Here is a 26,782-nt window from a genome sequence, read left to right on the forward strand (position 1 = left end):
GCGAACCTGGGCGCGGGCTGCCGTGCAGCCCGCGAACATGCGTCAACCGGCTGCTACTGCAGCCACCACGAGGAACGGGTCAGGGAACGCATGCGCACCAGCATACGTGTATTGGTTCACCCGTCATCTCGTCAACGCACCTGAACCGGCCGCGCTACCCGCGGCTTGACCCTTCTGCACGCACGACGTACTTTCGATTGCGACTCTGCGGTGGTGCCGTGGCCTGCACCCAGCCATCATCGACGAGCCGTCTCAAGCGCGCGCGCAGAGCTCCGACTGACGATCCACTCCACTCGGCGATCTCGTGGACGCTCTGAGGTTCCGATCCTCGCAGTCCGCGGATCAGCGCGGCATCGGCTTCGCTGGGGAGCGGTGCACCGTCGGCGAGCACGAATGCTTCGCCCCTGACACCGCGGAGTACCCCTTCGGAGCGCAGTCGCGAAAGTACCCGACGAGCTTCATCCGAGTCGATCCGAAGGGCGTCCCGCAGGCCGTCAACCGAGACCTGTCCATCACGTCGGGCGATCAGCAGCGCAGCGTCCTCGTACGGTGTCAGTTCCCGATCAGTGAGCTGTCGGAGCCACTCACGATGTTCCGGGATCTCCGCCCCATGCCGCTTCAGAATCACTTTCACTTGATCCGGACCGACGCTGAAAGTGGGTCGCGCCAGAGCATGCGCCTCCATCTCAGTGAACATCAGGCGGATTCCGCTTCCCTGCCCTTCGACGACAAAGCCCACCTTTCCTGTGGGAGCGATGTGCTGCATCAGAGGCAGAAGCATCTGGTTCCGGCACCGGGAAGTCCCGTCCCCCAGACTCTCCGGGGTGACTCCACCCCACAGCCCACCAGGGTTGGTGATCTCCACCCGGTCCGCGAAGATATCCACGGTGACGGGTTGCCCGATGAACAGGGGCGAGTACTCACGATGCAGTACTGCATTCGCAATCGCCTCGCGAATCACATTCGTCGGTATCTCGGGCAACTCGCGTCGGCTCACTCCTTCGATGACCGAATACGTGCGTAGATTTCTGAGCACGGCCCGCACCGCGTCGTCGACAACATCCGCAAGCCGCCCCGTGCACTCCACGCGGTCGAGGAACCGCACGTCATCACCCGGCAGTGATTTCTCATTCCCGGGATGGACGGTCACATCTATGAGAAGTCGTGGATAGAACTGCTGAGGATAGATGGCGGTCGCGAGAAGCCCTGCCAGACGCACACCTCCACGTTTGTCCACGACGTTCAGGCGTGCAAGCTTCTCCTCTCGGGTCTGAGCACCCTGGAGTGCGCGCGAGTCATTCCGGCGTTCGATCAGGTCGTCGAGCACCTGTCTGTCGAGGTCGGTTTCGTCGGCATCCTCGACTATCTGCCGATCAGCATCCGAGACCTTCAGTTCGTACTGCATCTCGAACACCTCGGTCGCCGAGAGCTTGACGTCCTTGTCGTCGATCCGCTTGTACGCGCCCCCAGGAAGTCCCTTAGCCGTGACGAAGCACGGCCTGTTGCCGGGCTGGTTCGCGGCGACGGTGATCAGCAGCACCGGGGCGCCCTCCACCACTTCGCGGGTCATTCCATACGCGGGTGGATTGGTCAGCTTGACGCCTTGAACGCCACCGTCGCCCATGCCCTCAACGAACTGATCCCGGACGACATCGATCTCGAACCCGTCGACGGGAGCGAATCCCTCACTCTCCGAGAGCCCGAGGACGATCAGCCCGCCGGTGGTGTTGGCGAAGGCGCTGACGCTGTCCCAGACATCTGAACTCAGCCGACGCGCACTGGCTTTGACTTCGATGTGGGCATCGTCCGTGCCCTGCTGACGCAGACGCGCGAGGTCGAACGTCACAGTCATTGTCCACGTCCTCTCACTGACGCTCACTGATCGTCACTTGGCCTCAGTGAACGTCACTCTACGTCAGTGAACGTCACTCTACGTCAGTGAAGCCCACTCTCCACTGACCAGTCTGAGCATGTCGCGCGGAGGTGGAAGGGAGGACGCTGGCCTCAACTTCGGCGGCGATAAGCCTCTATTGATCTCGAACCCGAGATCTTCGACTCGGCCGACTGAGACAACGAGAAAGTCCTGAGCCGCGACTCGTTCGTAAACGATGTCGCGACTCAGGACAAATGTGCGCGAGGGGGGACTTGAACCCCCACGCCCTTGCAGGCACTGGCACCTGAAGCCAGCGCGTCTACCTATTCCGCCACTCGCGCAGTCGTGTTCCGGAGAACTCAACCTTGAAAGGCTATCACGTGCGCGAGGGTGCTCAGCACACCGGCATCCCCCGGCATCCGGCCCCCGCTGCGCCGCCGCCCCGCCCCGCGGAGCCCGCCGAGAAAAGGAGGACGGCTCAGAACAGGAGGATGCGGCAGCGGGATCTCCTCTTCTGGGCGATTCGCCGGTTCTGGGCCTCCGCGAGCACCGCGGAACAGAACGCGAATCCGCCCACTGAGGCGCATATTCAGCGGGGCTGGCTACGATGGCCCTACCGGTCGGCATGCCAGAGGAACCTTGTGGGACTACTTGACAGCTTTGAGAAGGGTCTCGAACGCGCTGTGAACAGCGCCTTCGCGAAGACCTTCCGCAGCGGCATCCAGCCCGTGGAGATCGCCTCGGCACTGCGCCGCGAGGCGGACACCAAGGCGGCTGTGGTCAGCCGCGAGCGCATCATCGCGCCCAGCGACTATCTCGTGCGCCTCAGTTCCGAGGACCACGAGCGGATGCTGAGTCTCGGACACGCCCTGAACGACGAGCTCTTCGCCCTGCTGACCAAGCACGCCCGCACGCAGGGCTACAGCTTCTCCGGCCCGCTGCACATCACGATCGAGGACGACGAGCACGTGTCCACCGGCACGGTGCGCGTGAGCTCGTCCTCGGTGGAGAGCAGCGTCACCTGGCAGGGCGTGATCGAGGTGGACGGCAGGCAGCATCCGCTGCACAGCGCCCGCACCGTCATCGGCCGCGGCAGCGACGCGGGCATCACCATCGCGGACGCCGGTTCCAGTCGGCGCCATGCGGAAGTCCTCTGGGACGGCGAGCGTGCCATGCTGCGCGACCTGGGCTCCACCAACGGCACCAAGCTCGAGGGCGAGAAGATCCGCGAGGCCGCACTCGCACCGGGGGCGACCTTCACGATCGGGCGCACCGAGTTGACCTTCCGTGTCGTGCCGGCCCCGACACAGACCCAGAGGGGTGCCGCCCGATGAGTGAACTGGTGCTTCTGGTCCTGCGCATCGGCTTCCTGGTGCTGCTGTGGTTCTTCGTGTTCGCGGTCGTGTACTCGCTGCGCGCCGACCTGTTCGGCGTGCGCGTGCGCAAGCTGCCCGCCGGCGAGGCGTCCGCCGGGGCCGCTCCCGTGCATCAGGCGCCGCGTCCCAGCTCCCCCGCGGCGAAGGCCGCCACGCGCCTGGTCATCACCTCGGGCCCGAAGGAGGGCCTGGACGTGCCGCTCGGCACCGCGGACTCCCTCTCGATCGGGCGCTCCAGCGAGTCGGGCCTGGTCATCCGCGACGACTACACCTCCAGCCACCACGCCCGCCTCACCAAGCGCGGCGACATCTGGACGCTGCAGGACCTCGGCTCGACCAACGGCACCTTCCTCGACGGGCAGCGGCTGAGCGACAAGCCGGTGCAGGTGCAGATCGGCACCCCCATCAAGGTGGGCGCCACAACGTTCGAGCTGCGAGCGTAAGGGCGCAGCCGGCAGATGGTCTTCGAGGGCTCGAGCGCCGCGATCTCCCACACCGGGAAGGTCCGCTCCAACAACCAGGACTCCGGATACTCCGGAGCCAACCTGTTCGTCGTCGCGGACGGCATGGGCGGTCACGCCGGCGGGGACGTCGCCTCGACCATCGCGATCCGCCGCATGGAGGCCCTGGACCGCCCGTACGCCTCCACCGACGACGCGCAGGCCTCGCTGCAGGCGGCGGCCACGACCGCGGCATCCGACCTGATCCGCGCCTCGAAGGAGCGTCCCGAGCTCGCCGGCCTGGGAACGACGCTCAGCGCCATCGTGATGGTGGACGACCACGCGGTCATCGGGCACATCGGCGATTCGCGCATCTACCTGTACCGCGACGACGCGCTCACCCAGATCACCACCGACCACACATTCGTTCAGCGCCTGGTCGACTCCGGCCGCATCACGCTCGAAGAGGCCCGCTACCACCCCCGGCGCTCGGTGCTGATGCGAGTGCTCAGCGACATGGACATCGCACCCGACCTGGACATGTTCGTCATGCCCACGCAGCCGGGCGACCGGTGGCTGCTGTGCTCCGACGGGCTCTCCGGCGTGGTCGACGAGACCCACATCGCCAAGGCCATGGCGCAGGGTCTCGCGCCGGGCCGCACCGCCGACACGCTGCTCAAGCAGGCGCTCGACGGCGGCGCTCCCGACAACGTCACGGTGGTGCTCGTCGACGTCGGCGGCGCGCACCCGCTCTCCTCGGGCACGCCCACCGTGGTCGGCGCCGCGTCCACGCCATCCGACCTGCCGGTGCCCGCACCGCGCAGCTCGCTCACCGGCTGGCTGCACCCGGTGCTGCAGGCCGCGAACGAGCCCAGCCACTTCGAGCCGGACTCCGACTACTTCGAGGAGATCATCGAAGAGGACAGGCGCCGCCGCACCCGCCGGCGCATCGCCTGGCTGGCCGCTCTGGTCGTGGCCGTGCTCGTGCTGGTCGGAGTCGGCTTCCTCGCCTACAACTGGACGCAGACGCGCTACTTCGTGGGAGCGGACGACGACAGCGTGGTGATATATCGCGGGGTGCAGCAGGATCTCGGGCCGATCAAGCTGTCGACCGAGGTGAAGGACACCTTCATCCTGCTCGCCGACCTGCCCTCGTACCAGCGCGCCTCGGTCGAGCGCACCATCAACGCCCGGTCGCTGGCGGATGCCAAGGCCATCACCGAGCGCCTGCGGGTGAGCGCCCTCCCGCCGGTCCCCGTGCAGATCCCCACACCGGAGCCGACGCCGACATCGACGCCCCAGCCGACATCGACGGGGGTGCCGACACCATGACCGACGTCACCACCGACACCGGCGTGGTGAAGGCCCTCAAGCGCATCCGGATGCCGCAGAAGCAGCGCAACCGGGAGTTCTGGCTGCTGCTGTTCGCTGTCGCCATCGCCGGCGGTGCCCTCACGCTCGTGCAGTTCGGCGCGCTGGATGCCATCGATCCGATGATCCTCGTGATCGGCGGATGCCTGGCCGTGCTCGTGTTCGCCGTGCACGTGGTGCTGCGCGTCGTGGCATCCGACGCGGACCCGTTCGTGCTGCCGATCGCCACCGTCTTCACCGGCCTGGGCATCGCGATGATCTATCGCATCGACATCGCCAAGGGACTCACCGGCTGGGCCGCGTTCTCGAACAAGCAGCTGGCGTGGACGGCGATCTCGCTGGCCGGCGTGATCGCGCTGGTGATCGCGCTGCGCAACTACCGCGTGCTGTACCGCTTCACGTACCTGTCCGGCCTGGCCGGTATCCTACTGCTGATCCTGCCGTTCGTCCCCGGTCTGGGTGTGAAGGGCGCGGCCGCCGACGTGTGGGTCTCGTTCGCGGGGATCTTCTCCTTCCAGCCTGGCGAGCTGGCGAAGATCTGCCTCGCCGTCTTCTTCGCCGGCTACCTGGTCCGCACGCGCGAGAGCCTCAGCTCGGTGGGCAGCCGGTTCCTGGGCATGACCTGGCCGCGCATGCGCGAGCTCGGACCGGTGCTGGTGGTGTGGATCATCTCGCTGCTGATCATCGTCACCCAGCACGACCTCGGCACCGGCGTGCTGATCTTCGGCATGTTCATCGCCATGCTCTACGTGGCCACAGGCAAGACCAGCTGGGTGCTGATCGGCCTGGTGGGCGTCGGCGCCGGGGCGTTCCTCGCCACCCGCGTGCTCGCGTACGTGCAGCGCCGCTTCACCAACTGGCTGGATGCCTTCAATCCCGACATCATCAGCGCTCGAGGCGGCAGCTACCAGCTGGTCGAGGGCATCTTCGGCCTGGCCCACGGCGGGCTCATCGGCACCGGGTGGGGCCAGGGCCGTCCGCAGATCACCCCGCTCGCCAACAGCGACTACATCATCCCGAGCCTGGGCGAGGAGCTCGGCATCGTCGGCCTGTTCGCGATCCTGTGCCTGTACATGGTGTTCGTCAGCCGCGGGCTGCGCATCGGCCTGGCCGGGCAGGACGACTTCGGCAAGCTGCTGGCCACCGGGCTGTCGTTCACGCTGGCGCTGCAGGTGTTCATCATGGTCGGCGGCGTGACCCGCGTGATCCCGCTGACCGGCCTGACCACCCCGTTCCTCGCCGCCGGCGGATCGTCGCTGGTGGCCAACTGGCTCATCGTCGCGCTGCTGCTGCGCATCAGCGACGCCGTGCGCCGCCAGCCCAGAGTGGTCATCGGATGAGGGCCGTGATCGGATGAGGGTGGTGATCGGATGACCAAGGAACTGCGCCGGCTGAGCTTCGTCGTGCTCGCGATGTTCCTCTCGCTGTTCGTCGCCTCCAGCTGGATCCAGGTGGTGGATGCCGACAACCTGGCCGAGAATCCGGCCAACACCCGCACCCGACTGGACAGCTATCAGATCCAGCGTGGCTCGATCCTGGTGGGCGGCTCGGCGATCGCCACCTCGGTGCCGACGGACGACAAGTACCAGTACCAGCGGGTGTACAAGGATGCCGCGATGTGGGCGCCCGTGACGGGCTACTTCAACCCGGCGCTGCAGTCGTCGACCGGCATCGAGCACGCGCTGAACTCCGAGCTCTCCGGCACCAGCAACAACTCGCTCGTCTCCGAGATCGAGCGGATCGTCTCCGGTCAGCCGCAGCAGGGCCTGAGCGTGCAGCTGACGCTGAACGCCAAGGCGCAGCGCGCCGCCTGGGATGCCCTGCAGGGTCTGCAGGGCGCCGTGGTCGCGATCGAGCCGGCCACCGGGCGCATCCTGGCGATGGCATCCACTCCCGGCTTCGACACGAACAAGCTGGCGGCGCACGACCCGACGGCCGTCAACGCCGAGCACGACGCGCTGGTCGCCGACCCGACCAAGCCGCTGTACAACCGCGCGATCGCCGGCAACCTCAACCCGCCCGGCTCCACGTTCAAGCTCGTCGTCGCCTCGGCCGCGCTGGAATCCGGCGACTACACGATGGAATCGACCCTGCCGAACCCGGCCACCTACACGCCGCCCGGGACGAGCAGTCCGATCTCCAACGCGTGGCGCGGCACGTGCGGCCCCGGCGAGACGACCACGATCGCCGAGGCGATCACCCGCAGCTGCAACATCCCGATGGCCGAGCTCGCGGTCGAGCTCGGCGACGAGGCGATCCTCAAGGCCGCGGAGAAGTACGGCTTCAACACCGAGTTCGAGATCCCGCTGAAGGCGACCCCGTCGAAATACCCCGAAGACCTCGGCGACGCGCAGACCGCGCTGACCGGCTTCGGCCAGGGCAGGGTCATCGCCACCCCGCTGCAGATGGCGATGGTCTCCGCCGGGATCGCGAACGACGGCGCGGTCATGAAGCCGCGGATGGTGGATGCCGTGATCGCCGACGACTTCGCCCCGTGGCAGAAGTACACGGATGAGGCGTTCGAGCAGTCGCTGAGTGCCGAGCAGGCCGACGCGCTGACCGACGCCATGGTGAAGGGCGTCAGTTCCGGCGCGGCGACGGGTGCAAGAATAGACGGCGTCGATGTCGCCGGGAAGACGGGCACGGCGCAGATCGAGGACAAGCCGCACACGTTGTGGTTCACAGGCTTCGCACCGGCGGAGAATCCGAAGGTTGCGGTGGCGGTCGTCGTCGAAGACGGCGGTGGAAGAGGACAGTCGGGCTCCGGCAACGGTATTGCCGCTCCGATTGCGAAGAAAGTCATAGAGGCGGTGCTGGGCAGATGAGGCCGACGCAGGGTGTGTCGTTCGGTGGTCGCTACGAGCTGCAGTCGCGGATCGCGATCGGCGGCATGGGTGAGGTCTGGGAGGCGACGGACCACGTCATCGGGCGCACCGTGGCGATCAAGATCCTCAAGGACGAGTACATGGGCGATCCGGGCTTCCTGGAGCGCTTCCGCGCCGAGGCCCGCCACGCCGCGCTCGTCAACCACGAGGGCATCGCCAGCGTCTTCGACTACGGCGAGGAGAACGGATCGGCCTACCTGGTGATGGAGCTGGTGCCCGGCGAGGCGCTGTCGACCATCCTCGAGCGCGACGGCGCACTGAGCGCCGACAAGACCCTCGACATCGTCGCTCAGACGGCATCCGCTCTGCAGGCCGCGCACGCCGCCGGCCTGGTGCACCGCGACATCAAGCCCGGAAACCTGCTGATCACCCCCGACGGCCGCGTGAAGATCACCGACTTCGGCATCGCCCGCATCGCCGACCAGGTGCCGCTCACCGCCACCGGACAGGTGATGGGCACGGTGCAGTACCTGTCGCCCGAGCAGGCCTCGGGCCACGCGGCATCCCCCGCGACCGACGTGTACTCGCTGGGCATCGTGGCCTACGAGTGCCTGGCGGGCAAGCGTCCGTTCACCGGCGAGTCGCAGGTGGCCATCGCGATGGCGCAGATCAACGAGCAGCCGCCGCCGCTGCCGGCCACCGTGCCGCAGCCGGTGCAGAACCTGGTGATGGCGATGATCGCCAAGAAGCCCGGGGAGCGCCCCTCGTCCGCCGCGACCGTGTCGCGCGCCGCGCAGGCGCTGCGCCGCGGTGACCTGAACTCCGCCGCGATCGCCGTTCCGGCCATCGCCGGTGCGGGAGTGGCGGATGCCGATGACGCGACGCGCATCCTCACCGGGATGGATGACGGCTCCGCCACTCGCATCATGCCGACCACCGCACAGCTGCCCACCGAGCAGGCGGCGGCCGAGCAGCAGCAGCCCAAGCGCAAGCGCAGCCCGTGGACGTGGCCGCTGGTGGCGCTGATCGCCCTGCTGGTGATCGCACTGGGCGGCACGCTGCTGGGCCTGCTGCTCAACCAGGATGCGAAGACGCCCGAGAAGACTCCGCCGTCCTCCGCCAGCCAGGAGCCGACCCCCTCCGACACGCCCAGCCAGACGCCGACCCCCGAGCCGGTGAACGTGGACGCGCTGAACCTCACGGGCATGACCTGCGACGCGGCGACCGACGCGCTCAAGCAGCACGAGCTGCTCATCGACTGCACGGCGGGCAACCCTGCCGAGACCGAGGAGCAGGCCGGCCGCATCTACGAGGTCATCGACGGCGGCAACCAGCAGCCCGGGTCGACGATCCACGTCAAGTACTACGACGAGCAGACGCCGATCCCCGAGCCGGAGTCTGCACCGACCGTGCCCGGAACGGTGACCGAGGGCGCCGAGGCGACGATCAACTGGACCGGCTACGTCTGCCCGTCGGGCACCGATGCCCTCACCGCGTACGAGGTGAAGCTCACCAACGCGAAGTTCAAGGATCCTGCCAAGGACGTCGCGAACTTCGAGCCCGGCACCGGCTCGGCCGTGATCGTCGTCGACGAGGGCACCGCCGGCAAGACGGTCACCGCCACCTACCAGGCGTACTGCGGTGACCGGGCATCCGGGATGTCGCCGTCGGGCACCTCGACGACCATCCAGCCGGCCTCGCCGCAGCCCGACGGGGATGCCACGCCGCCTCCCGCCGATCAGTCAGGTTCCGAAGGGTAATCTGACAGGAGACTTCTACACGCATCAGGGGGAGACGGGACGTGACGACAGAGCCGCGCATCCTCGCTGACCGCTACCGTGTCGATGAGGTGATCGGCCACGGCGGCATGGCCCAGGTGCATCGCGGTTACGACCTGACGCTGGGCCGTGAGGTCGCGATCAAGATCCTCGATCCCGAGCTCGCGCGTGACATGACGTTCCGCACGCGGTTCCGCCTCGAGGCGCAGGCCGCCTCGCGCATGTCGCATCCCTCGATCGTGCGCGTGTTCGACGCGGGCGATCCTTCGATCCCCACGCCCCACTCCGGGCCCCAGGAGACGGGCTCAGCAGCTCAGCCGGGTCGCGAGCCGTACATCGTGATGGAGCTCGTGCGCGGCACGCTGCTCAAGGACGTCATCGCCGCCGGAGCACTGTCGGTCGAGGATGCGATCCGCTACGCGGACGGCATCCTCGAGGCGCTCGAGTACTCGCATCGCGCCGGAGTCGTGCATCGCGACATCAAGCCCGGCAACGTGATGATCACCGACAACGGCACCGTCAAGGTCATGGACTTCGGCATCGCCCGCGCCGTCTCGGACTCCTCGTCGACGGTCGCCGAGACGACCCAGATCATCGGAACGGCCGCGTACTTCTCGCCGGAGCAGGCGAAGGGCGAGGGGGTGGACTCCCGCACCGACTTGTACTCCACCGGGGTGGTGCTGTACGAGATGCTCACCGGGCGCCAGCCCTTCCGCGGCGACTCGCCGGTCGCGGTCGCCTACCAGCACGTCAGTGAGACGCCCGTGCCCCCGTCGGAGCTCGACGAGGAGCTGCCGCGGGCGCTGGATGCCGTGGTGCTGCGCGCCCTGGCCAAGGATCCGTACCAGCGCTTTCCGGATGCCGCGTCGTTCCGCACCGCGCTGCAGAACGCCGTCTCGGGCGATGCGCCGTCGAAGAAGCAGATCGGCGCACTCACCAGCGAGCTGTACGGCGCCAGCCCCCGCCAGGCGCAGGAGACGGCTCGCTCGCTGCGACAGCTGAGCACGGACACCACGATGACCCGCACGCAGTCGGGCCCTCCGGTGGCCTGGATCTGGGCGGGTGTCGCGCTGCTGGCCGTGCTGCTGATCTCGGTGCTGTTCTGGGTGGTGAGCCTGTCGTTGCGACCGCCGTCCACGCCGACCGCATCGGTGACCGTGCCGAACCTGGTGGGCGCGCCCGTCGATCGGGCGACGGCCGAGCTGGAGGACGCCGAGCTGGTGCCCGACGTCCGGCACGAGTCCAGCGCGGACTTCGCGGCGGATCAGGTGATCCGCACGCTGCCGGGCACGGGGGCGAAGGTGTCGAAGGGCGAATCGATCATCGTCTACGTGTCCACCGGTGCCGACACCGTCGAGGTGCCCGTGCTCGAGGGGCTCTCGCAGGCCGACGCCGAGAAGGCCCTCGCCGACGCCGGGCTGGTGCTGGGCACGGTGAGGCAGGAGAACGACCCGCGCGCGCAGGCGGGAACGGTGCTCAGCGCCGATCCGAACGCGGGCGCGCAGGTGGCGCCGGCGGCCGCGGTGAACCTCGTGGTCGCCAACGGCATGGTCACAGTGAAGAACATGACCAAGTGGCCGATGGATGCCGCCACCGAGCAGCTCGAGGAACTGGGCCTCACCGTGAACCCGACTGAGCTGGGCACCTGCGCCGAGGGTCAGTTCCCCGACACGGTGCTGTCGATGTCGGTCGCGCCGGGTGAGGTGAAGATCCTCTCCACCGTCGGCCTGAGCTACTGCACTGCCGCTGCCGACTGACCGGCGGCGCCTGACCCGGCGGCGCCTACCGTCCGGACGCGCCCGCCGAGGGCACGCTCGCCAGCCAGTTGCCCAGCAGCCGGTGCCCGTCCTCGGTCAGCACGCTCTCGGGGTGGAACTGCACCCCGACGATGGGCAGCCGGTCGTGCGCGATCGCCATCACCGTGCCGTTCTCGGCGCGCGCCGTGACGCGGAGCGCGCTCGGCAGCGTCTCCTCGACGAGGGCGAGCGAGTGGTAGCGCCCGGCGGCGAACGGGGAGCGGATGCCGTGGAACAGCGCCGACCCGTCGTGCACGACCTGCGAGACCATCCCGTGCATCAGCTCGGGGGCTCTGGCGACCACGGCGCCGAACGCCTCGCCGATCGCCTGATGCCCCAGGCACACGCCCAGCAGCGGCGTCCGCGCGTCCGCCGCCGCGCGCACGACGGCGAGCGACGCGCCGGCGTCGGCGGGTCTGCCGGGGCCGGGGGAGATCATCACCGCGTCGTGGGCGGCCAGGCGGGTCGATCCCCCCGTCCCGTGCAGGTCGCCGGCATCCAGGGCATCCGCCTCCACCAGCGTCACGGTGGCGCCGAGCTCGCGCAGGTAGCCGATCAGGGTGTGCACGAAACTGTCGTGGTTGTCCACGACGAGCACCCGCACGCTCATCCCATGTCGACCTCTGCGGGCGTGATGAGCGGGCTCACCCAGGGGAAGACGAAGAAGAACAGCGCGTAGAGCACGGCCGCGAGCAGGGCCAGGAGAATGATCAGGCGAACCCACCACGGGCCGGGCAGCAGGCGCCACAGGGCTGCGTACATCGGTGTGCTCCTTACAGGGACGGTGAGGCGGGCGTGACGGGGGCGAGGGATGCCGGCGGGCCCTCGGCGCGCGGCTGGAAGCCCTCGAACACGCCGTAGGCGACGATGCGCTCGGCCAGGGAGTACAGCGGCGAGCAGGCGGTCATGGTGATGTACCGCTCACCGGTCTGCTGCTCCGGCATCTGCGGCACGTCGTCGAGCACGTCGATCGCGGTGGGCTTGACGTACTCGAGCGTGCGGAACCGGTAGGTGTACCAGCCGCCGGGAGTCTCCACGACGATCGCGTCGTTCAGCTTGAGCTTGTCGAGCTGGTTGAACGGCTTGCCCCAGGTGGTGCGGTGCCCGGCGAGCGAGAAGTTGCCGACCTCGCCGGGCATCCGCGACTGCGTGTACAGGCCGATGCCGATGTGGTCCAGCGTGCCCGCGCGGGTCGTTCCGCCGGCGATGTCCTTGGCGTAGTCGGCTCCGAAGCGGGGAATGCGCATGATCGCGAAGCGCTCACCGTCGGCCGGATGCGGCAGCACCGGCGGCGCGTAGTAGGTGGTCCCGCTGTCCGGATCCTCGACCAGGGGCGGTGGCTCGGGCGCCGGCGAGTGCGCCCATTCCTGGATGGTGGCCGCGCCCTCGGCGTTCTTCTGGGCGTTGATGATGATGTCGCCCACCCACATCTGCCATGCCACGAACAGGAAGACGATCACGCCGGCGGTGAGCAGCACCTCGCCGAGCACGCTGGTGAATGTGGCACGCGCGCGATGCGCCTGGCGCAGGGTGCGACGGGTCGGCGCGGCGGCATGCATGATGGGAAGTCTATTCGTCCCGGCTAGACTGAACCCATGGCACGATCTCGCGTTCCCGAAGAGCCCGTCGACCGCCCGGAGGGCAGCGACGACGCTGCACCCAACGCCGTCTGGTTCAAGCCCGTGATGGTGGGCTTCATGCTGCTGGGACTCGCCTGGATCCTGGTGTACTACATCTCAGGATCGCTGTACCCGATCCCGGGGCTGGACGGCTGGAACCTCGGCATCGGCCTGGCGATCGCACTGATCGGCTTCCTGATGACCACCCGCTGGCGCTGACGCCGGCGTGAGAACCCGTGAGGCCCCTCGCATCGCGAGGGGCCTCAGTCGTCCCCGCAGAAGGTTATCCACAGGTCTTTCCACAGGTGGGGAGAATTACACCTGTGTTATTCACAGGCGGGGCGGAGTCCAGTCGACGGGGTCCGATCAGGACGTGAGCAGGATCGGCGGCACGACGGCGACGACCACGAGCAGCACTGCGGCGAGCGCGATCAGCAGCGCGATCTGCCAGGCGCGCTGCTCGCGGCGGCGGGTGCGCACATAGATCAGCGCGACGATCGCGCCGACCACCAGGCCGCCCAGATGCGCCTGCCACGAGATGCCCCCGACGAACAGGCCGTAGGCGAAGTTGATCGCCAGCACCACCAGGATGCCGGTGACGTTGGCGCCCAGGTGCCGACCGATGATCAGCAGTGAGACCATCAGGCCGAACAGGGCACCGGATGCCCCGACCGTGGGCGCTCCCGGCGCCAGCAGCGCCACGGCGACCGAGCCGCCCAGACCGCTGATCAGGTACAGCGCGAGGTAGCGCCAGCGGCCCAGCATCGGCTCGAGCGTCTGCCCCAGCATCCACAGCGCCAGCATGTTCAGCGCCAGGTGCAGGAAGCCGCCGTGCACGAAGAGCACGGTGAGCAGACGCCAGGGCTCGAACGGCGCTCCCGAGAGGTCGGGGTAGAGGTACGCGGCTGCGAACAGCAGCTCGTTCCCGATCGCGTTGCCGATGCCGGGGATCAGCTGCAGCAGTCCGATCGCGGTGGTGATGGCGAGCAGCACGTAGGTCACGACCGGCTTGCCGCTGCGCGCGGCGACCGCGACCGGACCTCCGCCCCAGCGACGATTCGCGCGCTTCTGCGCGGGAGTCTGCGCCTTGCGCTGCTCCTTCATGCACTCGGGGCAGATCACCCCGACCGGGCCCTGGGTCTGGCATTCCGGGCAGATGGTGCGCATGCAGCGCTGGCAGAGCACGAAGCTCTGCCGACCCGGATGCCGGTAGCAGAAGTTGTCTCGATTGCTCGCGAACTCTGGGGTCGTCATCCGGATCGGCCCGTGCTCTCAGGCCTTGGCGATGTCGATCGACTGCAGCACGACGTCCTCCACCGGGCGGTCGCCGGGGCCGGTGCGCACCGCGGAGATCGCGTCGACGACGGCCTTGGAGGCGTCATCGGCGACCTCGCCGAAGATGGTGTGCTTGCCCTGCAGCCACGGCGTCGGGTCGGTGGTGATGAAGAACTGCGAGCCGTTGGTGCCCTCGGGCTTGCCGGTGATCGCGTTGCGTCGCAGGCCGGCGTTGGCCATGGCCAGGATGTACGGCTTGGTGAAATCGAGCTCGGGGTGGATCTCGTCGTTGAAGTTGTAGCCGGGTCCGCCGACGCCCTGACCGAGCGGGTCTCCGCCCTGGATCATGAAGTTGGGGATGATGCGGTGGAAGATGACGTCCTTGTAGAGCGGGCCCTCGCCGGGCTTGCCGGTGGCGGGGTGCGTCCACTCCTTGGAGCCGTCGGCCAGGCCGACGAAGTTCGCGACCGTGTTCGGTGCGTGATCGCCGAACAGGTTGATGACGATGTCACCGTGGTTGGTGTGCAGGGTTGCGACGTGAGAAGCATGAGGCATGGTCATATTCTCGCAGAGGCGGCCGCGATGCGGTCGGCATGATCGCAGATGTTCGCCCTCAGCGCCAGATCCCTGCCCGCATACAGCCACGCATGGCAAGATGGCTGACGAACGGACTCCGACCGACGGGAGAGCAACGTGAACCTCAGCCGCAAGCGCAAGAAGGAACTGCGCAAGCTTCAGGATGATGCAGGACAGCTGTGGGAGGCGCAGCAGGTGCTCGTCGGCCATGCGGCGGACATCGCCCGCGAGGCGGGCCGCCAGCTGGGCCACTTCAACCGCGAGCAGGTCGCACCGGTGGTGCAGGACGCGTACAACCGCAGGGTCGCGCCGGCCGTCGACCGCGGCATGAAGATCGGCAAGCACGTCGTCGACGACAAGGTCGTCCCGATCGTGGGCGGCGTCGTCGGCACGGCGCTCTCGGCCTGGGATGTCGCCAACGCCAAGCGCAGCGGCCTGGTGCATCGCGTCGCGCCGGCGCCGCAGAAGAAGGGCATGGGTCTCGGCTCGGTCGTCGCCCTGGTGCTGGGTGCCGCAGCCGCGATCGGCGTGGTCGTGGCCGCCTGGCAGGCGCTGCGCGCCGACGACGAGCTCTGGGTCGCCGACGACCCGCTGTCGACGCCGAACGCCTGAGCATGGCCGACCCGCACGAGCGGGTTCGGGCCGCAGCATCCGCTCGCGGACTCGAGATCGAGATCCGCGAGCGTCCTGCTGCGCGCAGCCTGCATGAGGCAGCCGAGCTGCTCGGCCTGCAGCCGTCCGACATCGTCAAGACGCTGGTGGTCAAACGGTCGGACGGCTCCTACTTATTCGCCCTGGTGCCCGGCGGGCGGTCGATCTCGTGGCCCAAGCTGCGTGCGGTCGTCGGCGTGAACAAGCTGCGCCTGCCCGAGCCAGAGCTGGCGCTGGCAGCGACCGGGTACGAGCGTGGCACGATCGTTCCGATCGGCAGCGCCACCGACTGGCCGATCTACGCCGACGAGTCCATCGTCGGGCGCCGCATCGCGATGGGCGCGGGCACGCACGGCTACAGTCTGTTCGTGGATGCTGATGACCTGATCCGCGCCTACGGCGCCACCGTCGCGGACATCTCGGTGCCCGAGAGCCCGCGCGACTGAGTCTGCGACACCCCTCAGAGGATGCCGGCCATGCGCAGCGCGATGTCGACGAGCTTCACGCGCTGCAGTTCGTTGATCTCGGCGAGGGTGAACCACGCCGCCATGTCGGTGGAGCCGTTCTGCTCGAAGCGCAGGATGCCGCCGGTGATCCGCGCCCGGTAGACGATGCGGATCGTGTGCAGCGGGTCCGTCCGCTTGTGCACGCGCTGCGACCCGGGGATGACCCGGGAGTGGATGCCGAGCAGCGCGGTCGTCTCGATGCGGAACCCGGTCTCCTCGCGCAGCTCGCGGCGCACGGCGAGCTCGGGATCCTCACCCGGCTCCAGGCCTCCCCCGGGCATGGTCCACGCCATGCGACGGCCCTCGGTCCAGCGGGCCAGCAGGACACGGTCGTCTTCGTCGGTGACGACGGCGTAGGCGGCCACGCGCAGATCCATGCACTCACAGTAGCGCGCGGCATCCCGGCATCCCGGCATCCGATCAGGAATCGAGAAGCGCCCCCGCCGGCGCCGCTCCTAGTCTGGGATCACACGAAGGAGGCCAGCATGGCGAAGGCAGGAGAGACCGCGAACTTCTCGGCGGAGGAACGCGCAGCGATGAAGGCGGCGGCCAGCGAGAAGCGCGCAGCGCGATCGAAGGCGAAGAAGGACCCGGCTGAGGTGCGCCGCGAGGGCGAGGCCGAGGTGCGGGCCAAGTTGGCCGACATGCCCGACCGCGACCGCGAACTGGGCCAGCGGCTGCACGAGCTGGTCTCCGAGGTGGCGCCCCAGCTGACCCCGCGCACGTACTACGGCATGCCCGCGTATGCGAACGAGGCCGGCAAGGTGGTGTGCTTCTACAAGCCGAGCTCCAAGTTCAAGGTGCGCTACTCCACGTTCGAGTTCGAGCAGGCCGCGAACCTGGACGACGGAGCGGCGTGGGCCACGTCGTTCGCGGTGACCGCTCTCGGCGAGAAGGAGATCGCCTTCTTCTCCGATCTGGTCCGCCGCGCCGTCTCGTGAAGTCCGCGGCCTGTCGTCAGCCCGCCGCGTCATCGCCGACAGGAGCCGCCCGGCGTCTCCAGGCCGATGTGAGAGCATGCCGACCATGAACAGACTCCTCGTCATCCGGCACGCCGAGGCCGACGGCCACGACACGAGCGACCCCGGGCTCTCCGAGCGGGGAGCACGGCAGGCGCAGGCCCTGGCGGACCGCCTTGCGCTCGACGATGTCTCTCGGGTGCTGTGCGGTCCCCGGCTGCGAGCGCGCCGCACGGCACAGGCGATCGCCGAGCGCATCGGCGTGATCGCGGAGGCGGTGCCGTACCTCGACGACCGCACGCCCTTCCCCTCCGCAGATCGCTGGGGCGACTACCCCGCGCACCGCCGCGAGTGGCTGGACGACACCCCCGCGGATGAGCGGGACGAGGACGGCGCGGGCATCGCTGCCGCATGGCAGGAGGTCTCGGGGATGCTCGAGGCCGACGCGCCGGGGACTCTCGTGGTCGTCACGCACGCGTTCGTCGTCGGCGGATTCGTCGCCCGGGCGCTGAACGCGGCGCCCGACGCGTGGATGCGGCTGCCAATCGACAACACGGGCGTCACGGAGTTCCAGCGGCGCGCGAACGGCGAGATCGCCGTGCTGCGCGTCAACGACACCGCGCACCTGCGAGACCTGCAGCCCGACGGCGCGGCCTGACGCGAGCCGGGCGACGCCGGGCGAGACGACCGCGGGGCGAGCGGGCGGCTCAGACGTCCCGCAGGACGCCCGCCTCCCGCAGTGCGGCGTACTCCCGTGCGACCCGCTCCGCCGAGACCGTGGCATCGACCTCACTGCTCCACAGCCGCTCGGCGACGGCGAGCAGACGGGGGAACAGCATCGAGAGCAGGTCATCACCGTCGAGCACGAACTCCGACCAGACGCCCGCCTGGATCCCGATGCAGCGCTCGTCGCGCAGCTCGGGCCAGTCGGCTGTCAGGATGTCGCACACGGTGATGCCGGGGATCATGCCCTTCTGCGCAGGCACGGCGTCGGGGTCGACGCGATTCAGGTAGAGGGTGCGCGCGTCGGCCAGCACGAAGCGCTGCGAGGCGCGGGCGATGCGCTCCATGCCGCGGGCCTCGTCCCACGCGATCACCAGCGCATCCGGATCGTCCCACAGGTCGCACGCCTCGTCCCACACCGCGACCTGCTTGCCGCTCTTCCGCAGAGTCTGCGCGGCGACATCCATGAACCAGCCCTGCAGCTGCTTCACCTCCGAGGCGCCGCGCAGGCGCATCCACTCGCCGATGCGCGGATCGGATGCCCACTGCTGGAAGGCGCACTCGTCACCGCCGATGTGCACGTACGGCCCGGGGAACAGCTCCGCGACGCGCCGCATGATCGCCTGCACGAAGTCACGCGCCTCGTCCGTGGGCCACAGCAGGTCGTCGCGCGCCGGCCACCACATGTGCTCGCGCATCGACCCCCCGGGAAGAGACAGGCCGGCCGGCCTGCCGAGCCCCGGGTAGGCGCCGATCGCGGCCGTCATGTGCCCGGGCACGTCGACCTCGGGCACGATCAGGATGCCGTGCTCGTCGGCGTGCGCGACCAGCTCGGCGATCTCGTCGTCGGTGTAGAAGCCGTTGGTCCAGCGCTCGTCCTGCTCGGCCAGCGCGCGCTCGCGGCTGTCGCCGGCCAGGGAGTCGTAGTCGTCGAAGCGCCCGCGCGGCAGATGCGCCGCCTGTGCGGTGAGCAGCGGGTACTCGGGGACCTCGAACCGCCAGCCCTGGTCGTCGGTCAGGTGCCAGTGCAGCCGGTTGAAGCCGTAGCGGGATGCGAGTTCCACCACGCGCTTGAGAACGGGCACCGGGTACCGGGTGCGCGCGGAGTCGATCAGCAGACCGCGCCATTCGAAGCGCGATGATCGCCCGGGGACGGGGCCGACGCCGACCTCGGGGAGCAGCTGCGGACTCATCCCTTCACCGCTCCTGCCACCATGCCCTTGGAGATCTTGTTCTGCACGAGCACGAAGATGATGATCACCGGGATCGCGATCAGCGTGGCACCGGCCATCACCGCACCCCAGTCAGTGGCCTTCAGCCCCTGCTGGAAGGACTGCAGCCAGATCGGCAGCGTGACCGCCGAGTCCTTCGAGAGCACGATCAGCGCGAGGGTGTACTCGTTCCAGGCGAAGAGGAACCCGAACACCGACGTCGAGATGATGCCGGGCAGCAGCAGCGGCAGAGTCACCCGGCGGAAGGCCCCGACGCGCGAGCATCCGTCGACCATCGCCGCCTCTTCCAGCTCGATCGGGATGCCGTCGACGAAGCCGCGCATCATCCAGGCCACGAACGGCACGATGGTGCCGATGTAGAGCACCGAGAGGCCGATGACGGAGTTCAGCAGGCCCCAGCCGTCCAGCATCCGGTACTGCGAGATGAACAGCGCCTCGGCGGGGATCATCTGCACGACGAGGATGGCGATGATCATCATCGTGCGGCCGCGGAAGCGGAAGCGGGACAGCGCGAAGGATGCCAGCAGCGCCGCGCCCGAGGCGAAGATCACGGTGAGCGCACCGGCGGTCAGCGAGGCGCCGAGCGCGGGCAGGACATTCGGATTGGTGAACGCCGTGACGAAGTTGTCCCACGTGAAGTGCTGCGGCAGCAGGTGCGGCGGCCAGGCCATCAGCTCGGACTCCGACTGGAAGGCCGAGTTGACCATCCAGTAGACGGGGATGAGCCACACGAGGGCGAGCAGGATGCCGCCGAGGTTCGCCAGCGGGTTCGCGAGGAACTGCTTGCGCTTCGCCGCGCGCTGCGCCCTGCGGGCCCGAATCACAGCCTCTGTGCGGTCGGCTCGCGTGTGCGGACGGGTGAGGAGCTGCGTCGTGGTCATCAGTCCATGCCTCCCTGGCGGTAGAGCATCTGCAGATAGCGGCCGGTGAGGATCAGGGTGAGGATGAGGATGACCATGGCGAGAGCGGATGCCACGCCGTAGTCGCCCTTGGCGATGCCGGTCTCGTACACGTAGGTGCCGAGCAGGTTGGTCTCGCTCGCGATGCCGCCGGACTGCTGCAGCACGTAGATCTGGGTGAAGACGCGCAGATCCCAGATGACCTGCAGCACGCCGATGAGCGAGATGACCGGCCCGATCATCGGCAACATGATCCGGCGGATCTGCTGGAGGTTGGACGCGCCGTCGATCTGCGCCGCCTCGAGCACATCGCCGGGCACCTGTGCGAGGGCCGCATAGATGGTGATGGCGACCAGCGGCAGCGAGGCCCAGACGATGACGGCCGAGGCGATCAGGTAGAAGGTCCAGAAGTTCTCGCCGAGCCAGTGGAAGTTCTTGAAGCCGTCGAGTCCGATCGAGGTGAGCACGTAGTTGAGCAGACCCGAGCGCGGGTCGACCAGCCACTGCCAGACGGTCAGCGATGCCAGTGCCGGCATCGCCCACACGACGATGAGCGTCGTGTTGAGGATGGTGCGCACCAGGGTGTTCAGCCGCAGCATGAGCACGGCGAACGCCACGCCGAGCACCATGGTCACGCCGGCCGTGACCGCGCAGAACAGCACCGACTTCAGGAAGACGCTCCAGAAGTACGGATCGCTGACGATGGAGGCGTAGTTCGACAGCCCGACCCACTCAGCCGGCTTCCCGAACTGCTGTGCGAGGCCGAACTCCTGGAAGGACATGATCAGCTGTCGGACGAGGGGGTATCCGAGTGCGACCAGGACCATGATGCTCGCCGGGGCGAGGAGCATCCACGGAGCGAGTCGGCGGCGACCACTGCGCACGGCGCGACTCATCGGCTGGCTCCACAGCGAACGTCGGTCAGACGTCCGAGTGGGTCGGGCTGTCATCTGCGTCATCGTCTTGAGCGGCTCTCAGCTCACTTGTTCAGAGCGGCGTCGAGCTGCTCGTCGAAGGCCTTCGCCACGGCGACGACGTCTTCACCCTTCGCGATGCGGGTGAAGAACTCGGTCAGCTGCGCGCCGCCGAAGGTCACACCCCACTCAGGGCTGTTCGGGGTGAGCTTGGAGTTGGTGATGATGTCACCGGCGATCTCGCCGAACGGGCCCGAGACGGCATCCGAGTAGGCGGTGTTGCCCGGCACCCAGCCCTCTTCGGCGAGTCGGGTCTGGAAGCCCTCGCTGAAGATGGTCTCGAGGGCCTTCTTGGCCAGCTCGGGCTGCTGCGCGTTCGCGGCGAGGCCGATGTTCGAGCCGCCCGCGAAGGTCGCACCGGGGACGCCGGCCTCGTCGGACGGGATCGCCATCACGCCGACCTTCTTCTCGTCCCAGAGCTTCTGGTCGATCTTGGTGCCGATGTTGCCGGTGCCGATCAGCACGCCCGTGGTGCTCTCGTTGAAGTAGCGCTCGAACGCCTTCTGGCCGGCCTGCGAGTCGAGGGCGTAGGTCGTGCCCTCGGTGAAGGTCTTCTGCAGCGCCTCGAGAGCGGCGATCGACTCGGACGACGAGGCCTGACCGACCCACTTGTCGCCGTCCTTCTTCGCGTACTCGAAGCCGTGCGCGAACAGGTACGAGCCGACACCGTGCACGTCGACTGCGGCGAGGTACATGCCGGAGAAGTCCTCGACGGCCTCGGGGTTGGCCTTCTGCAGCGCCACCACGGCGTCGTCGAACTCGCCGATGGTGCGGGGCACCTCGATGCCGGCCGCCTCGAACAGGTCGGTGCGGTAGTAGACACCGCGGGCACCCGCGTAGAACGGGTAGGCGTAGATCTTGCCGTCGACCGTCGAAGCGTCGACGAACGAGGGGATCAGGTCGTCGCCGCCGAGCTTCTGCTTCAGGTCGGTGACATCGGCGAAGGCGCCGACTGTCGTGAAGGTCGTCGTCTGGGTGTTGCCGATCTCGACGAGATCGGGGCTCTCGTTCTTGGAGGCGAGCGAGGTCTGCAGCTTCGAGACGATGCCGTCCCACTGCTGCACCTCGATCTTCAGCTCGCTGCCGGGATTCTGCTTGGCGAACTCCTCGGTGAGGTACTTCTGCGACTCCTCGCTCAGCGATCCCTCCATGACCCACATGCGAACGGTGCCGGCCTCGGCCCCGCCGTCACCGTTCGCGGTGGTGTCCGGCGTGCTCGAGCTGCAGGCGGTGAGCGTCAGGACGACGGACGCTGCTGCGGCCCCCGCCAGGATGGTGCGAAACTTCATGATCCCTCCGATGGAATCGCGCCCCTTCGGCTCACTGCCGTGTGGAGCGGTGTGTACAGGGTTCTCGGCATTGAGGATTGTGAGCCGTCTATAGGATGCACGCGCTCGGCCAGAGTGTCAAGATTCTAAACAGAAATCTTCGGTTTCATCGTCTACGCTGGCGCCACCTGCACACGATACGCTCGAAGTTGCACCGAAGGAGATGTTGAGTGACGACTCTGACCACGAATGCGCAGCGCATGCTGCGTGCGCTCGTCGTCGACGGTCCGGCCTACCGCGCCGATCTCGCCCGGGCCCTGGGCGTCACCCGTGCGACCGTCACGAACCTGGCCAACCGGCTCAGCGAAGACGGCTGGGTCGAGGTGACCGACACGGCATCCGGTCCGCTGAAGAACCTGATCGGCACGACGCCGCGTCTCGGCGTGCTTGCCTCGGTCATGTTCCTGGTCGACACCTGCACGGTGGCGGTGTCGACGCTCGACGGCCGGCTGCTCACAGAGCGCACGCTGACCAATCCGTCCGACGCGTCGGCATCCGATCGCCTGGCGGCCGGTGCAGCACTGGTGGCCGACCTGCTCGCCGGGGCCGGAGGCGAGCAGGGGCTGTGCGCGCTGCACCTGGCCGTGGACACCCAGATGGACGCCCGCACGGGCGATGTCTACTCGCAGTGGGCGTCCAGTCGCTGGTACGGCGTGAACCCGAAGCAGTACTTCGCCGAGCGGTTCGGCGTGCCCGTGCACACGCAGAACACCGCGCGCCTGGAGGGCCTGGCCGAATGCCTCTGGGGCGCGGGCGCCGCGCACACCGACGTGCTGTACGTCGACGTGAGCTACGGCGTGACCTCGGGCCATGTCGTGGAGGGCATCATCCAGTCCGGCGCGCGCGGCGGCTCGGGTGAGCTCGGGCACGCCGTCTACGACTGGAACGGCCCCGTGTGCACGTGCGGCAACTCCGGATGCCTGATGCAGTACGTCTCGGTGCCGGCCCTGCTGCGCGACCTGAGCACGGGCACCGAGCGCACGCACGACTGGGCCGGATTCCGCGAGCTCGTGGCCGGAGGCGACGCCGCCGCCGTGACGATCGCGGCCCGCGCGGCCGACATCCTGGGCCGGATGCTGGTGAGCACCTGCCACATCATCGACCCCGAGCTGCTCGTGCTCAGCGGCGAGGTTCCGAGATCGGTGCCGTCGTTCGTGGACGACGTGGCCGCGATCGTGCGCGAGCGCACGCTGCCGCTGATCGGCAAGAGCCTGCGCATCGTGCCCGCCGAGCTGGATGACATGCCCGCGGCGACGGCGCGGGCGGGCATAGAGTCCTTGCGCGCGATCGACGAGGTCGTCACCCGGGCCACCGGGATCTGACCGGTCGCGGCTCAGACGCCCATCGCGTCGAGCGCGGCCTGCAGCCGGGCGACCGTGCCGTCCACGTCACCGAGCTTGTCGAGCCCGAACAGTCCCAGCCGGAACGTGGAGAACGAGTCGGGCTCGTCGCAGTGCAGCGGCACGCCGGCGGCGACCTGCAGCCCCTGCTCCTTGAGGGCAGCGCCGGTGCGCAGGCGCTCGTCGGTGGTGTGCACGACCACCACGCTGGGTGCGGCGAAGGGGGATGCCGCGACCGAGGGCAGTCTGCGCTCGGCGAGCAGTCCGCGCACGCGCGTGCCCAGTTCGACCTGTGCCGCCCGCAGGTTCTCGAGTCCGCGGTCGCGCGTCTCGAGCATCCGCTCCAGGTTCGCGGCGATCGTGTCGGTGGGCATGGTGGCGTGGTAGCCGGCCTTCCCGTCGCGGTAGCCGTCCGAGATGACCAGCCACCGGTTCAGGTCGAGGGCGAAGCTGGTGGGCGTGCCGGATGCCACGGCATCCCTCCCCCGCTCGCTCAGCATCACGAAGCCGACGCCGGGCGATCCGCTCCAGCCCTTCTGCGGAGCGCTGAGCAGCACGTCGACGCCGAGGTCGCGCATGTCGACCCACATCGCGCCGGAGGCGATGCAGTCCAGCACCAGCACACCGCCCACCTCGTGCACGGCCTCGGCGAGCGCGCGCACGTAGTCGTCGGGGAGCAGGATGCCGGCGGCGGTCTCGACGTGCGGGGCGAACACCACCTCCGGACGCCCGGCGCGGATGGCGGCGGTCACCTCGTCGATCGGTGCGGGACTCCACGCCGCCTGCGCGTCGTCGCTGTCGGGCCGAGCCTGGCAGACGGTGACGGCGGATGCGATGGATCCGGCCTCGAGGATCTGCGACCAGCGGTACGAGAACAGGCCGTTGCGCACGACGACCGCCTTCCTGCCGGTGGCCAGGTGCCGGGCGACGGATTCCATCGCGTAGCTGCCACCGCCGTTGATGACCACGGCGCTGTCGGCGCCGTACGTCTGGCACAGGATGTCGAGTGTCTGCTGCATGATGCCGACGAAACGCGCCGACATGTGGTTGAGCGAGCGGTCGGTGAAGACCACCGAGTACTCCAGCAGGCCGTCGGGGTCGATGTCGTCGTGGGGAAGGCTCATGCCTCCAGACTGGCATCGGGTGAGTGGTTTCGGTAAGTCCGGCCGCCGGGTCACCAGCCGGGTCACCAGCCGCCGGCGACCGTGATCTCCTGACCGGTGATGTAGGCGGAGGCGTCGGAGGCGAGGAACGCCACCGTCTCGGCGACCTCATCGGGGGTGCCGAAGCGACCGAACGGGATCTGCGCAGTCAGCGCGGCGCGCATCTGCTCGGATGCGCCGAGGCCGCTCCAGATGGGCGTGTCGATCGCTCCCGGACTGACGGCGTTGATGCGGATGCTCCTGGGTGCGAGCTCGAGCACGAGCGAGGGCATCATCGCCAGCAGCGCTCCACGAGCCGCCGAGGTCAGCGACCCGCCGCTGATGCCGCGGCTCACTCCCGCGCCGACGGTGAGGATCACCGACGCCCCGTCGTTCAGCAGCGGCAGCGCCTTCTGCAGTGTGAAGTAGAGGCCTTTGAAGTTCAGGGCGATCTGGTCGTCGAACGCCTCCTCGGTGACGGCCTCGATCGGTGCGGGCCGGCTGTTACCGGCGTTCAGGAAAAGGGCGTCCAGCGATCCGAAGCCGTCGCGGACGGCATCCAGTGTCGCCTCGGTCTGAGCCAGTGAGCGCGCATCCGAGCTGAGGACGAGCGCGTCGTCGGGCAGTTCCCGACGGACGGCCGCGAGCGAGTCGGGGTTTCGTCCGGTGACGGCGACGCGATGCCCCCGCCGGGCGAGGAGCAGGGCTGTGGCGCGGCCGATGCCACTGGTTCCGCCGATGATCAGGGATGCGGGCATGAGGATCTCCTTCTCGAGGTTCGGGATGCAACCGGGGAGGTCTCCGGTTCGTGCTACCAGTATAACCGGAGATCTCCCCGGTTATACTGGTAGGCATGTCCGCAGCACAGCATCCGCACTCGCCCCGGGCCGACGCCCAGCGCAATCGGGCGCGGCTGGTGGCCGCGGCGACCGAGGCGTTCTCGACCGCCGAGGGGCCGGTCTCCATGGACTCGATCGCCCGGCGAGCCGGAGTGGGCAGCGGCACCCTGTACCGGCACTTCGCGACCAGGGAGGATCTGATCGAAGAGGTCTACCGCGACCAGATCGATCGGCTTCGCTCCGGGGCGGAGGAACTGCTGGCGGCGCATCCGCCCGTCCAGGCGCTGCGGCAGTGGACGGAGCTGCTCGCCGACTGGGCGGCCACCAAGCACGGCATGCACGACGCGCTGGCCGCCTTCATGGCATCCGGTCGCATCACCGGCAGTCAGATGCGCGCGGAGCTGGTCAGCATCCTGCGCGATTTTCTGGATGCCGGGGCGCGCGCCGGCACACTCAAAGACGACGTCGATGCCGCCGACCTGGGCGCGCTGCTCGCCGGAGCGCTGGTGGTCGCCGGCGATCCGGCCGAGCGCGCGCAGCTGCGACGCATGTTCGCGCTGATCATCGACGGCGTCGTCGCCGACGGCGGGCGCTGAGCGTTGAGATCGAGCCTTCGCTGGTGCTCGCCGCAGAAGCTCAGTTCAGGACAGTGATGATCTCGAAAGACGCCGGGTCGCTCTGCCCGTTCGCCCACACCTGAGCGCGGGCAGCGACCTCTTCGGCACTGCCGCCAGAACCGCCGGGGAATCCGGCTGCTGCCGAGCTGGCTCTCCACGCCGTCGAGTAGTTGCCATATGCATCGGAGGCGTTCATGTAGCGCACCACGATGAGCGTCTTCCCTGTCGCCGCGGACTGACGGTCTGTCTCAGCGAAGAAACTCCCCAGATCGGTACTGCTGGATCTGCCGATCTTCTCCGCCGCTTCCTGTTTCACGGCCTGTGGCAACGGCTGCTTCACATCGATGATCACGAATGACCCGTCGTTCATCTCATACGGCCGCAACGTCCCGATCTGACCATTGAGCTGCTTCGCCTCCGCCGCCGTCAGCGGGTCACCGGGCTGGCCGCTGATCGGCTGCGCAGCGACCTCCTCCGACACCGAAGCGGTCGGCGAGGGAGCTGAAACCGATGCGGCGCCACCGGACTCAGGCGCGCACCCCGTCACCAGCAGCACCGCCACAACGAAGCCGATCAAGACGGGAAAACGCGCAGTCATAGTCGAAGCATAGCCGCGGACCTCTCTCAGGCCATCGCCCGGTTC

The 26,782-nt window shown here is 68.5% G+C and carries 28 protein-coding genes and 1 tRNA gene; 14 read left to right on the plus strand and 15 right to left on the minus strand.

Annotated elements, in window-relative coordinates:
• Nucleotides 1-154 precede the first annotated feature (154 nt).
• Complete coding sequence (locus tag Q9R19_RS09075) at nucleotides 155-1,852, minus strand: ATP-binding protein (RefSeq protein WP_311256066.1); 1,698 nt, start codon at nucleotides 1,850-1,852, stop codon at nucleotides 155-157.
• Between the two features lie 278 nt (nucleotides 1,853-2,130).
• A tRNA-Leu gene (locus tag Q9R19_RS09080) sits at nucleotides 2,131-2,214 on the minus strand.
• Between the two features lie 300 nt (nucleotides 2,215-2,514).
• On the opposite strand from Q9R19_RS09080, the gene Q9R19_RS09085 reads away from it, so the two are divergent.
• The 7 genes from Q9R19_RS09085 to pknB are packed head-to-tail and all read left to right on the plus strand — an operon-like array spanning nucleotide 2,515 to nucleotide 11,420.
• A complete protein-coding gene (locus Q9R19_RS09085) occupies nucleotides 2,515-3,207 on the plus strand; it encodes a DUF3662 and FHA domain-containing protein (RefSeq protein ID WP_311256067.1) in 693 nt (230 codons plus the stop codon).
• Nucleotides 3,204-3,692: an FHA domain-containing protein gene (locus tag Q9R19_RS09090; protein ID WP_311256068.1), complete on the plus strand. Its 489-nt coding sequence runs from the start codon at nucleotides 3,204-3,206 to the stop codon at nucleotides 3,690-3,692. Before Q9R19_RS09085 ends, Q9R19_RS09090 begins: the two co-directional genes overlap by 4 nt.
• Nucleotides 3,693-3,707: 15 nt before the next feature.
• Nucleotides 3,708-5,021 carry a protein phosphatase 2C domain-containing protein gene (locus Q9R19_RS09095; protein WP_311256069.1) on the plus strand — a complete coding sequence of 438 codons (1,314 nt, stop codon included), beginning with the start codon at nucleotides 3,708-3,710 and terminating at the stop codon, nucleotides 5,019-5,021.
• Nucleotides 5,018-6,400 carry an FtsW/RodA/SpoVE family cell cycle protein gene (locus Q9R19_RS09100; RefSeq protein ID WP_311256070.1) on the plus strand — a complete coding sequence of 461 codons (1,383 nt, stop codon included), beginning with the start codon at nucleotides 5,018-5,020 and terminating at the stop codon, nucleotides 6,398-6,400. The genes Q9R19_RS09095 and Q9R19_RS09100 overlap by 4 nt, the downstream gene beginning before the upstream one ends.
• A gap of 30 nt (nucleotides 6,401-6,430) precedes the next feature.
• A complete protein-coding gene (locus Q9R19_RS09105) occupies nucleotides 6,431-7,885 on the plus strand; it encodes a penicillin-binding transpeptidase domain-containing protein (protein ID WP_311256071.1) in 1,455 nt (484 codons plus the stop codon).
• Nucleotides 7,882-9,645 (plus strand): protein kinase domain-containing protein, encoded by a 1,764-nt coding sequence (locus Q9R19_RS09110; RefSeq protein ID WP_311256072.1) that lies wholly within the window; start codon nucleotides 7,882-7,884, stop codon nucleotides 9,643-9,645. Before Q9R19_RS09105 ends, Q9R19_RS09110 begins: the two co-directional genes overlap by 4 nt.
• Before the next feature lie 41 nt (nucleotides 9,646-9,686).
• Complete coding sequence (pknB, locus tag Q9R19_RS09115; protein WP_311256073.1) at nucleotides 9,687-11,420, plus strand: Stk1 family PASTA domain-containing Ser/Thr kinase; 1,734 nt, start codon at nucleotides 9,687-9,689, stop codon at nucleotides 11,418-11,420.
• 25 nt (nucleotides 11,421-11,445) lie between these two features.
• Here the strand turns inward: pknB and Q9R19_RS09120 are convergent, their stop codons facing one another.
• From Q9R19_RS09120 to Q9R19_RS09130, 3 genes are read right to left on the minus strand one after another with little or no spacing between them, the layout of a single operon-like run.
• Nucleotides 11,446-12,069 (minus strand): aminodeoxychorismate/anthranilate synthase component II, encoded by a 624-nt coding sequence (locus Q9R19_RS09120; RefSeq protein ID WP_311256074.1) that lies wholly within the window; start codon nucleotides 12,067-12,069, stop codon nucleotides 11,446-11,448.
• Entirely contained in the window at nucleotides 12,066-12,221 is a 156-nt protein-coding gene (locus tag Q9R19_RS09125) for a hypothetical protein (protein ID WP_311256075.1), read from the minus strand. Before Q9R19_RS09125 ends, Q9R19_RS09120 begins: the two co-directional genes overlap by 4 nt.
• An 11-nt stretch (nucleotides 12,222-12,232) precedes the next feature.
• Nucleotides 12,233-13,018 carry a class E sortase gene (locus tag Q9R19_RS09130; protein ID WP_311256076.1) on the minus strand — a complete coding sequence of 262 codons (786 nt, stop codon included), beginning with the start codon at nucleotides 13,016-13,018 and terminating at the stop codon, nucleotides 12,233-12,235.
• Nucleotides 13,019-13,054: 36 nt separating this feature from the next.
• On the opposite strand from Q9R19_RS09130, the gene Q9R19_RS09135 reads away from it, so the two are divergent.
• On the plus strand, nucleotides 13,055-13,297 hold the full coding sequence (locus Q9R19_RS09135; protein ID WP_311256077.1) for a cell division protein CrgA: 243 nt from the start codon (nucleotides 13,055-13,057) through the stop codon (nucleotides 13,295-13,297).
• 147 nt (nucleotides 13,298-13,444) lie between these two features.
• Here the strand turns inward: Q9R19_RS09135 and Q9R19_RS09140 are convergent, their stop codons facing one another.
• Both Q9R19_RS09140 and Q9R19_RS09145 read right to left on the minus strand, forming a co-directional pair.
• On the minus strand, nucleotides 13,445-14,332 hold the full coding sequence (locus Q9R19_RS09140; RefSeq protein WP_311256078.1) for a rhomboid family intramembrane serine protease: 888 nt from the start codon (nucleotides 14,330-14,332) through the stop codon (nucleotides 13,445-13,447).
• 18 nt (nucleotides 14,333-14,350) lie between these two features.
• Complete coding sequence (locus Q9R19_RS09145; protein ID WP_311256079.1) at nucleotides 14,351-14,908, minus strand: peptidylprolyl isomerase; 558 nt, start codon at nucleotides 14,906-14,908, stop codon at nucleotides 14,351-14,353.
• A gap of 138 nt (nucleotides 14,909-15,046) precedes the next feature.
• Between Q9R19_RS09145 and Q9R19_RS09150 the strand changes: the two genes are divergently transcribed.
• Nucleotides 15,047-15,541, plus strand: a complete 495-nt coding sequence (locus Q9R19_RS09150) for a DNA helicase (RefSeq protein WP_311256080.1) — start codon at nucleotides 15,047-15,049, stop codon at nucleotides 15,539-15,541.
• Nucleotides 15,542-15,543: 2 nt separating this feature from the next.
• Nucleotides 15,544-16,026 (plus strand): YbaK/EbsC family protein, encoded by a 483-nt coding sequence (locus Q9R19_RS09155; protein WP_311256081.1) that lies wholly within the window; start codon nucleotides 15,544-15,546, stop codon nucleotides 16,024-16,026.
• Nucleotides 16,027-16,040: 14 nt separating this feature from the next.
• On the opposite strand, the gene Q9R19_RS09160 is transcribed toward Q9R19_RS09155, so the two are convergent.
• Nucleotides 16,041-16,463 carry an NUDIX domain-containing protein gene (locus Q9R19_RS09160; RefSeq protein WP_311256082.1) on the minus strand — a complete coding sequence of 141 codons (423 nt, stop codon included), beginning with the start codon at nucleotides 16,461-16,463 and terminating at the stop codon, nucleotides 16,041-16,043.
• A 108-nt stretch (nucleotides 16,464-16,571) separates the two neighbouring features.
• Here Q9R19_RS09160 and Q9R19_RS09165 point away from each other — a divergent pair, with 108 nt between their 5' ends.
• Entirely contained in the window at nucleotides 16,572-17,027 is a 456-nt protein-coding gene (locus Q9R19_RS09165; protein ID WP_311256083.1) for a hypothetical protein, read from the plus strand.
• Nucleotides 17,028-17,112: 85 nt separating this feature from the next.
• On the plus strand, nucleotides 17,113-17,703 hold the full coding sequence (locus Q9R19_RS09170; protein WP_311256084.1) for a histidine phosphatase family protein: 591 nt from the start codon (nucleotides 17,113-17,115) through the stop codon (nucleotides 17,701-17,703).
• Nucleotides 17,704-17,752: 49 nt separating this feature from the next.
• Here the strand turns inward: Q9R19_RS09170 and Q9R19_RS09175 are convergent, their stop codons facing one another.
• The 4 genes from Q9R19_RS09175 to Q9R19_RS09190 all read right to left on the minus strand — a co-directional run bounded on the left by Q9R19_RS09175 (nucleotide 17,753) and on the right by Q9R19_RS09190 (nucleotide 22,162).
• A complete protein-coding gene (locus Q9R19_RS09175) occupies nucleotides 17,753-18,961 on the minus strand; it encodes a family 20 glycosylhydrolase (protein ID WP_311256085.1) in 1,209 nt (402 codons plus the stop codon).
• The gene (locus Q9R19_RS09180) at nucleotides 18,958-19,881 is read right to left on the minus strand and encodes a carbohydrate ABC transporter permease (RefSeq protein WP_311256086.1); all 924 of its coding nucleotides are present in this window, start codon (nucleotides 19,879-19,881) and stop codon (nucleotides 18,958-18,960) included. Before Q9R19_RS09180 ends, Q9R19_RS09175 begins: the two co-directional genes overlap by 4 nt.
• Nucleotides 19,881-20,795 carry a sugar ABC transporter permease gene (locus Q9R19_RS09185; protein ID WP_311256087.1) on the minus strand — a complete coding sequence of 305 codons (915 nt, stop codon included), beginning with the start codon at nucleotides 20,793-20,795 and terminating at the stop codon, nucleotides 19,881-19,883. The genes Q9R19_RS09180 and Q9R19_RS09185 overlap by 1 nt, the downstream gene beginning before the upstream one ends.
• An 83-nt stretch (nucleotides 20,796-20,878) precedes the next feature.
• Nucleotides 20,879-22,162 carry an extracellular solute-binding protein gene (locus Q9R19_RS09190; protein WP_311256088.1) on the minus strand — a complete coding sequence of 428 codons (1,284 nt, stop codon included), beginning with the start codon at nucleotides 22,160-22,162 and terminating at the stop codon, nucleotides 20,879-20,881.
• Between the two features lie 209 nt (nucleotides 22,163-22,371).
• Here Q9R19_RS09190 and Q9R19_RS09195 point away from each other — a divergent pair, with 209 nt between their 5' ends.
• Nucleotides 22,372-23,523: an ROK family transcriptional regulator gene (locus tag Q9R19_RS09195; protein ID WP_311256089.1), complete on the plus strand. Its 1,152-nt coding sequence runs from the start codon at nucleotides 22,372-22,374 to the stop codon at nucleotides 23,521-23,523.
• Between the two features lie 11 nt (nucleotides 23,524-23,534).
• On the opposite strand, the gene Q9R19_RS09200 is transcribed toward Q9R19_RS09195, so the two are convergent.
• Both Q9R19_RS09200 and Q9R19_RS09205 read right to left on the minus strand, forming a co-directional pair.
• Nucleotides 23,535-24,665, minus strand: a complete 1,131-nt coding sequence (locus Q9R19_RS09200) for an aminotransferase class V-fold PLP-dependent enzyme (protein ID WP_311256090.1) — start codon at nucleotides 24,663-24,665, stop codon at nucleotides 23,535-23,537.
• 62 nt (nucleotides 24,666-24,727) lie between these two features.
• Nucleotides 24,728-25,441: an SDR family oxidoreductase gene (locus Q9R19_RS09205; protein ID WP_311256091.1), complete on the minus strand. Its 714-nt coding sequence runs from the start codon at nucleotides 25,439-25,441 to the stop codon at nucleotides 24,728-24,730.
• A 95-nt stretch (nucleotides 25,442-25,536) separates the two neighbouring features.
• Between Q9R19_RS09205 and Q9R19_RS09210 the strand changes: the two genes are divergently transcribed.
• Nucleotides 25,537-26,118 carry a TetR/AcrR family transcriptional regulator gene (locus tag Q9R19_RS09210; RefSeq protein ID WP_311256092.1) on the plus strand — a complete coding sequence of 194 codons (582 nt, stop codon included), beginning with the start codon at nucleotides 25,537-25,539 and terminating at the stop codon, nucleotides 26,116-26,118.
• Between the two features lie 40 nt (nucleotides 26,119-26,158).
• On the opposite strand, the gene Q9R19_RS09215 is transcribed toward Q9R19_RS09210, so the two are convergent.
• On the minus strand, nucleotides 26,159-26,737 hold the full coding sequence (locus Q9R19_RS09215) for a hypothetical protein (RefSeq protein WP_311256093.1): 579 nt from the start codon (nucleotides 26,735-26,737) through the stop codon (nucleotides 26,159-26,161).
• Nucleotides 26,738-26,782 lie beyond the last annotated feature (45 nt).

Origin of the sequence: Microbacterium sp. ARD32 (assembly GCF_031844385.1) — a bacterium.
Taxonomy (GTDB): domain Bacteria; phylum Actinomycetota; class Actinomycetes; order Actinomycetales; family Microbacteriaceae; genus Microbacterium.

What these genes read in the sequence shown, in the direction of transcription:
- Q9R19_RS09090 (WP_311256068.1), top strand. Translation starts at nt 3,204, where the DNA reads ATGAGTGAACTGGTGCTTCTGGTCCTGCGCATCGGCTTCCTGGTGCTG.
- Q9R19_RS09210 (WP_311256092.1), top strand. Translation starts at nt 25,537, where the DNA reads ATGTCCGCAGCACAGCATCCGCACTCGCCCCGGGCCGACGCCCAGCGC.
- Q9R19_RS09165 (WP_311256083.1), top strand. Translation starts at nt 16,572, where the DNA reads ATGGCGAAGGCAGGAGAGACCGCGAACTTCTCGGCGGAGGAACGCGCA.
- Q9R19_RS09100 (WP_311256070.1), top strand. Translation starts at nt 5,018, where the DNA reads ATGACCGACGTCACCACCGACACCGGCGTGGTGAAGGCCCTCAAGCGC.
- Q9R19_RS09170 (WP_311256084.1), top strand. Translation starts at nt 17,113, where the DNA reads ATGAACAGACTCCTCGTCATCCGGCACGCCGAGGCCGACGGCCACGAC.
- Q9R19_RS09105 (WP_311256071.1), top strand. Translation starts at nt 6,431, where the DNA reads ATGACCAAGGAACTGCGCCGGCTGAGCTTCGTCGTGCTCGCGATGTTC.
- Q9R19_RS09140 (WP_311256078.1), bottom strand. Translation starts at nt 14,332, where the DNA reads ATGACGACCCCAGAGTTCGCGAGCAATCGAGACAACTTCTGCTACCGG.
- Q9R19_RS09145 (WP_311256079.1), bottom strand. Translation starts at nt 14,908, where the DNA reads ATGCCTCATGCTTCTCACGTCGCAACCCTGCACACCAACCACGGTGAC.
- Q9R19_RS09155 (WP_311256081.1), top strand. Translation starts at nt 15,544, where the DNA reads ATGGCCGACCCGCACGAGCGGGTTCGGGCCGCAGCATCCGCTCGCGGA.
- Q9R19_RS09205 (WP_311256091.1), bottom strand. Translation starts at nt 25,441, where the DNA reads ATGCCCGCATCCCTGATCATCGGCGGAACCAGTGGCATCGGCCGCGCC.
- Q9R19_RS09200 (WP_311256090.1), bottom strand. Translation starts at nt 24,665, where the DNA reads ATGAGCCTTCCCCACGACGACATCGACCCCGACGGCCTGCTGGAGTAC.
- Q9R19_RS09160 (WP_311256082.1), bottom strand. Translation starts at nt 16,463, where the DNA reads ATGGATCTGCGCGTGGCCGCCTACGCCGTCGTCACCGACGAAGACGAC.
- Q9R19_RS09120 (WP_311256074.1), bottom strand. Translation starts at nt 12,069, where the DNA reads ATGAGCGTGCGGGTGCTCGTCGTGGACAACCACGACAGTTTCGTGCAC.
- Q9R19_RS09110 (WP_311256072.1), top strand. Translation starts at nt 7,882, where the DNA reads ATGAGGCCGACGCAGGGTGTGTCGTTCGGTGGTCGCTACGAGCTGCAG.
- Q9R19_RS09075 (WP_311256066.1), bottom strand. Translation starts at nt 1,852, where the DNA reads ATGACTGTGACGTTCGACCTCGCGCGTCTGCGTCAGCAGGGCACGGAC.
- Q9R19_RS09180 (WP_311256086.1), bottom strand. Translation starts at nt 19,881, where the DNA reads ATGACCACGACGCAGCTCCTCACCCGTCCGCACACGCGAGCCGACCGC.
- Q9R19_RS09215 (WP_311256093.1), bottom strand. Translation starts at nt 26,737, where the DNA reads ATGACTGCGCGTTTTCCCGTCTTGATCGGCTTCGTTGTGGCGGTGCTG.
- Q9R19_RS09095 (WP_311256069.1), top strand. Translation starts at nt 3,708, where the DNA reads ATGGTCTTCGAGGGCTCGAGCGCCGCGATCTCCCACACCGGGAAGGTC.
- Q9R19_RS09185 (WP_311256087.1), bottom strand. Translation starts at nt 20,795, where the DNA reads ATGAGTCGCGCCGTGCGCAGTGGTCGCCGCCGACTCGCTCCGTGGATG.
- Q9R19_RS09125 (WP_311256075.1), bottom strand. Translation starts at nt 12,221, where the DNA reads ATGTACGCAGCCCTGTGGCGCCTGCTGCCCGGCCCGTGGTGGGTTCGC.
- Q9R19_RS09135 (WP_311256077.1), top strand. Translation starts at nt 13,055, where the DNA reads ATGGCACGATCTCGCGTTCCCGAAGAGCCCGTCGACCGCCCGGAGGGC.
- Q9R19_RS09175 (WP_311256085.1), bottom strand. Translation starts at nt 18,961, where the DNA reads ATGAGTCCGCAGCTGCTCCCCGAGGTCGGCGTCGGCCCCGTCCCCGGG.
- Q9R19_RS09130 (WP_311256076.1), bottom strand. Translation starts at nt 13,018, where the DNA reads ATGCATGCCGCCGCGCCGACCCGTCGCACCCTGCGCCAGGCGCATCGC.
- Q9R19_RS09190 (WP_311256088.1), bottom strand. Translation starts at nt 22,162, where the DNA reads ATGAAGTTTCGCACCATCCTGGCGGGGGCCGCAGCAGCGTCCGTCGTC.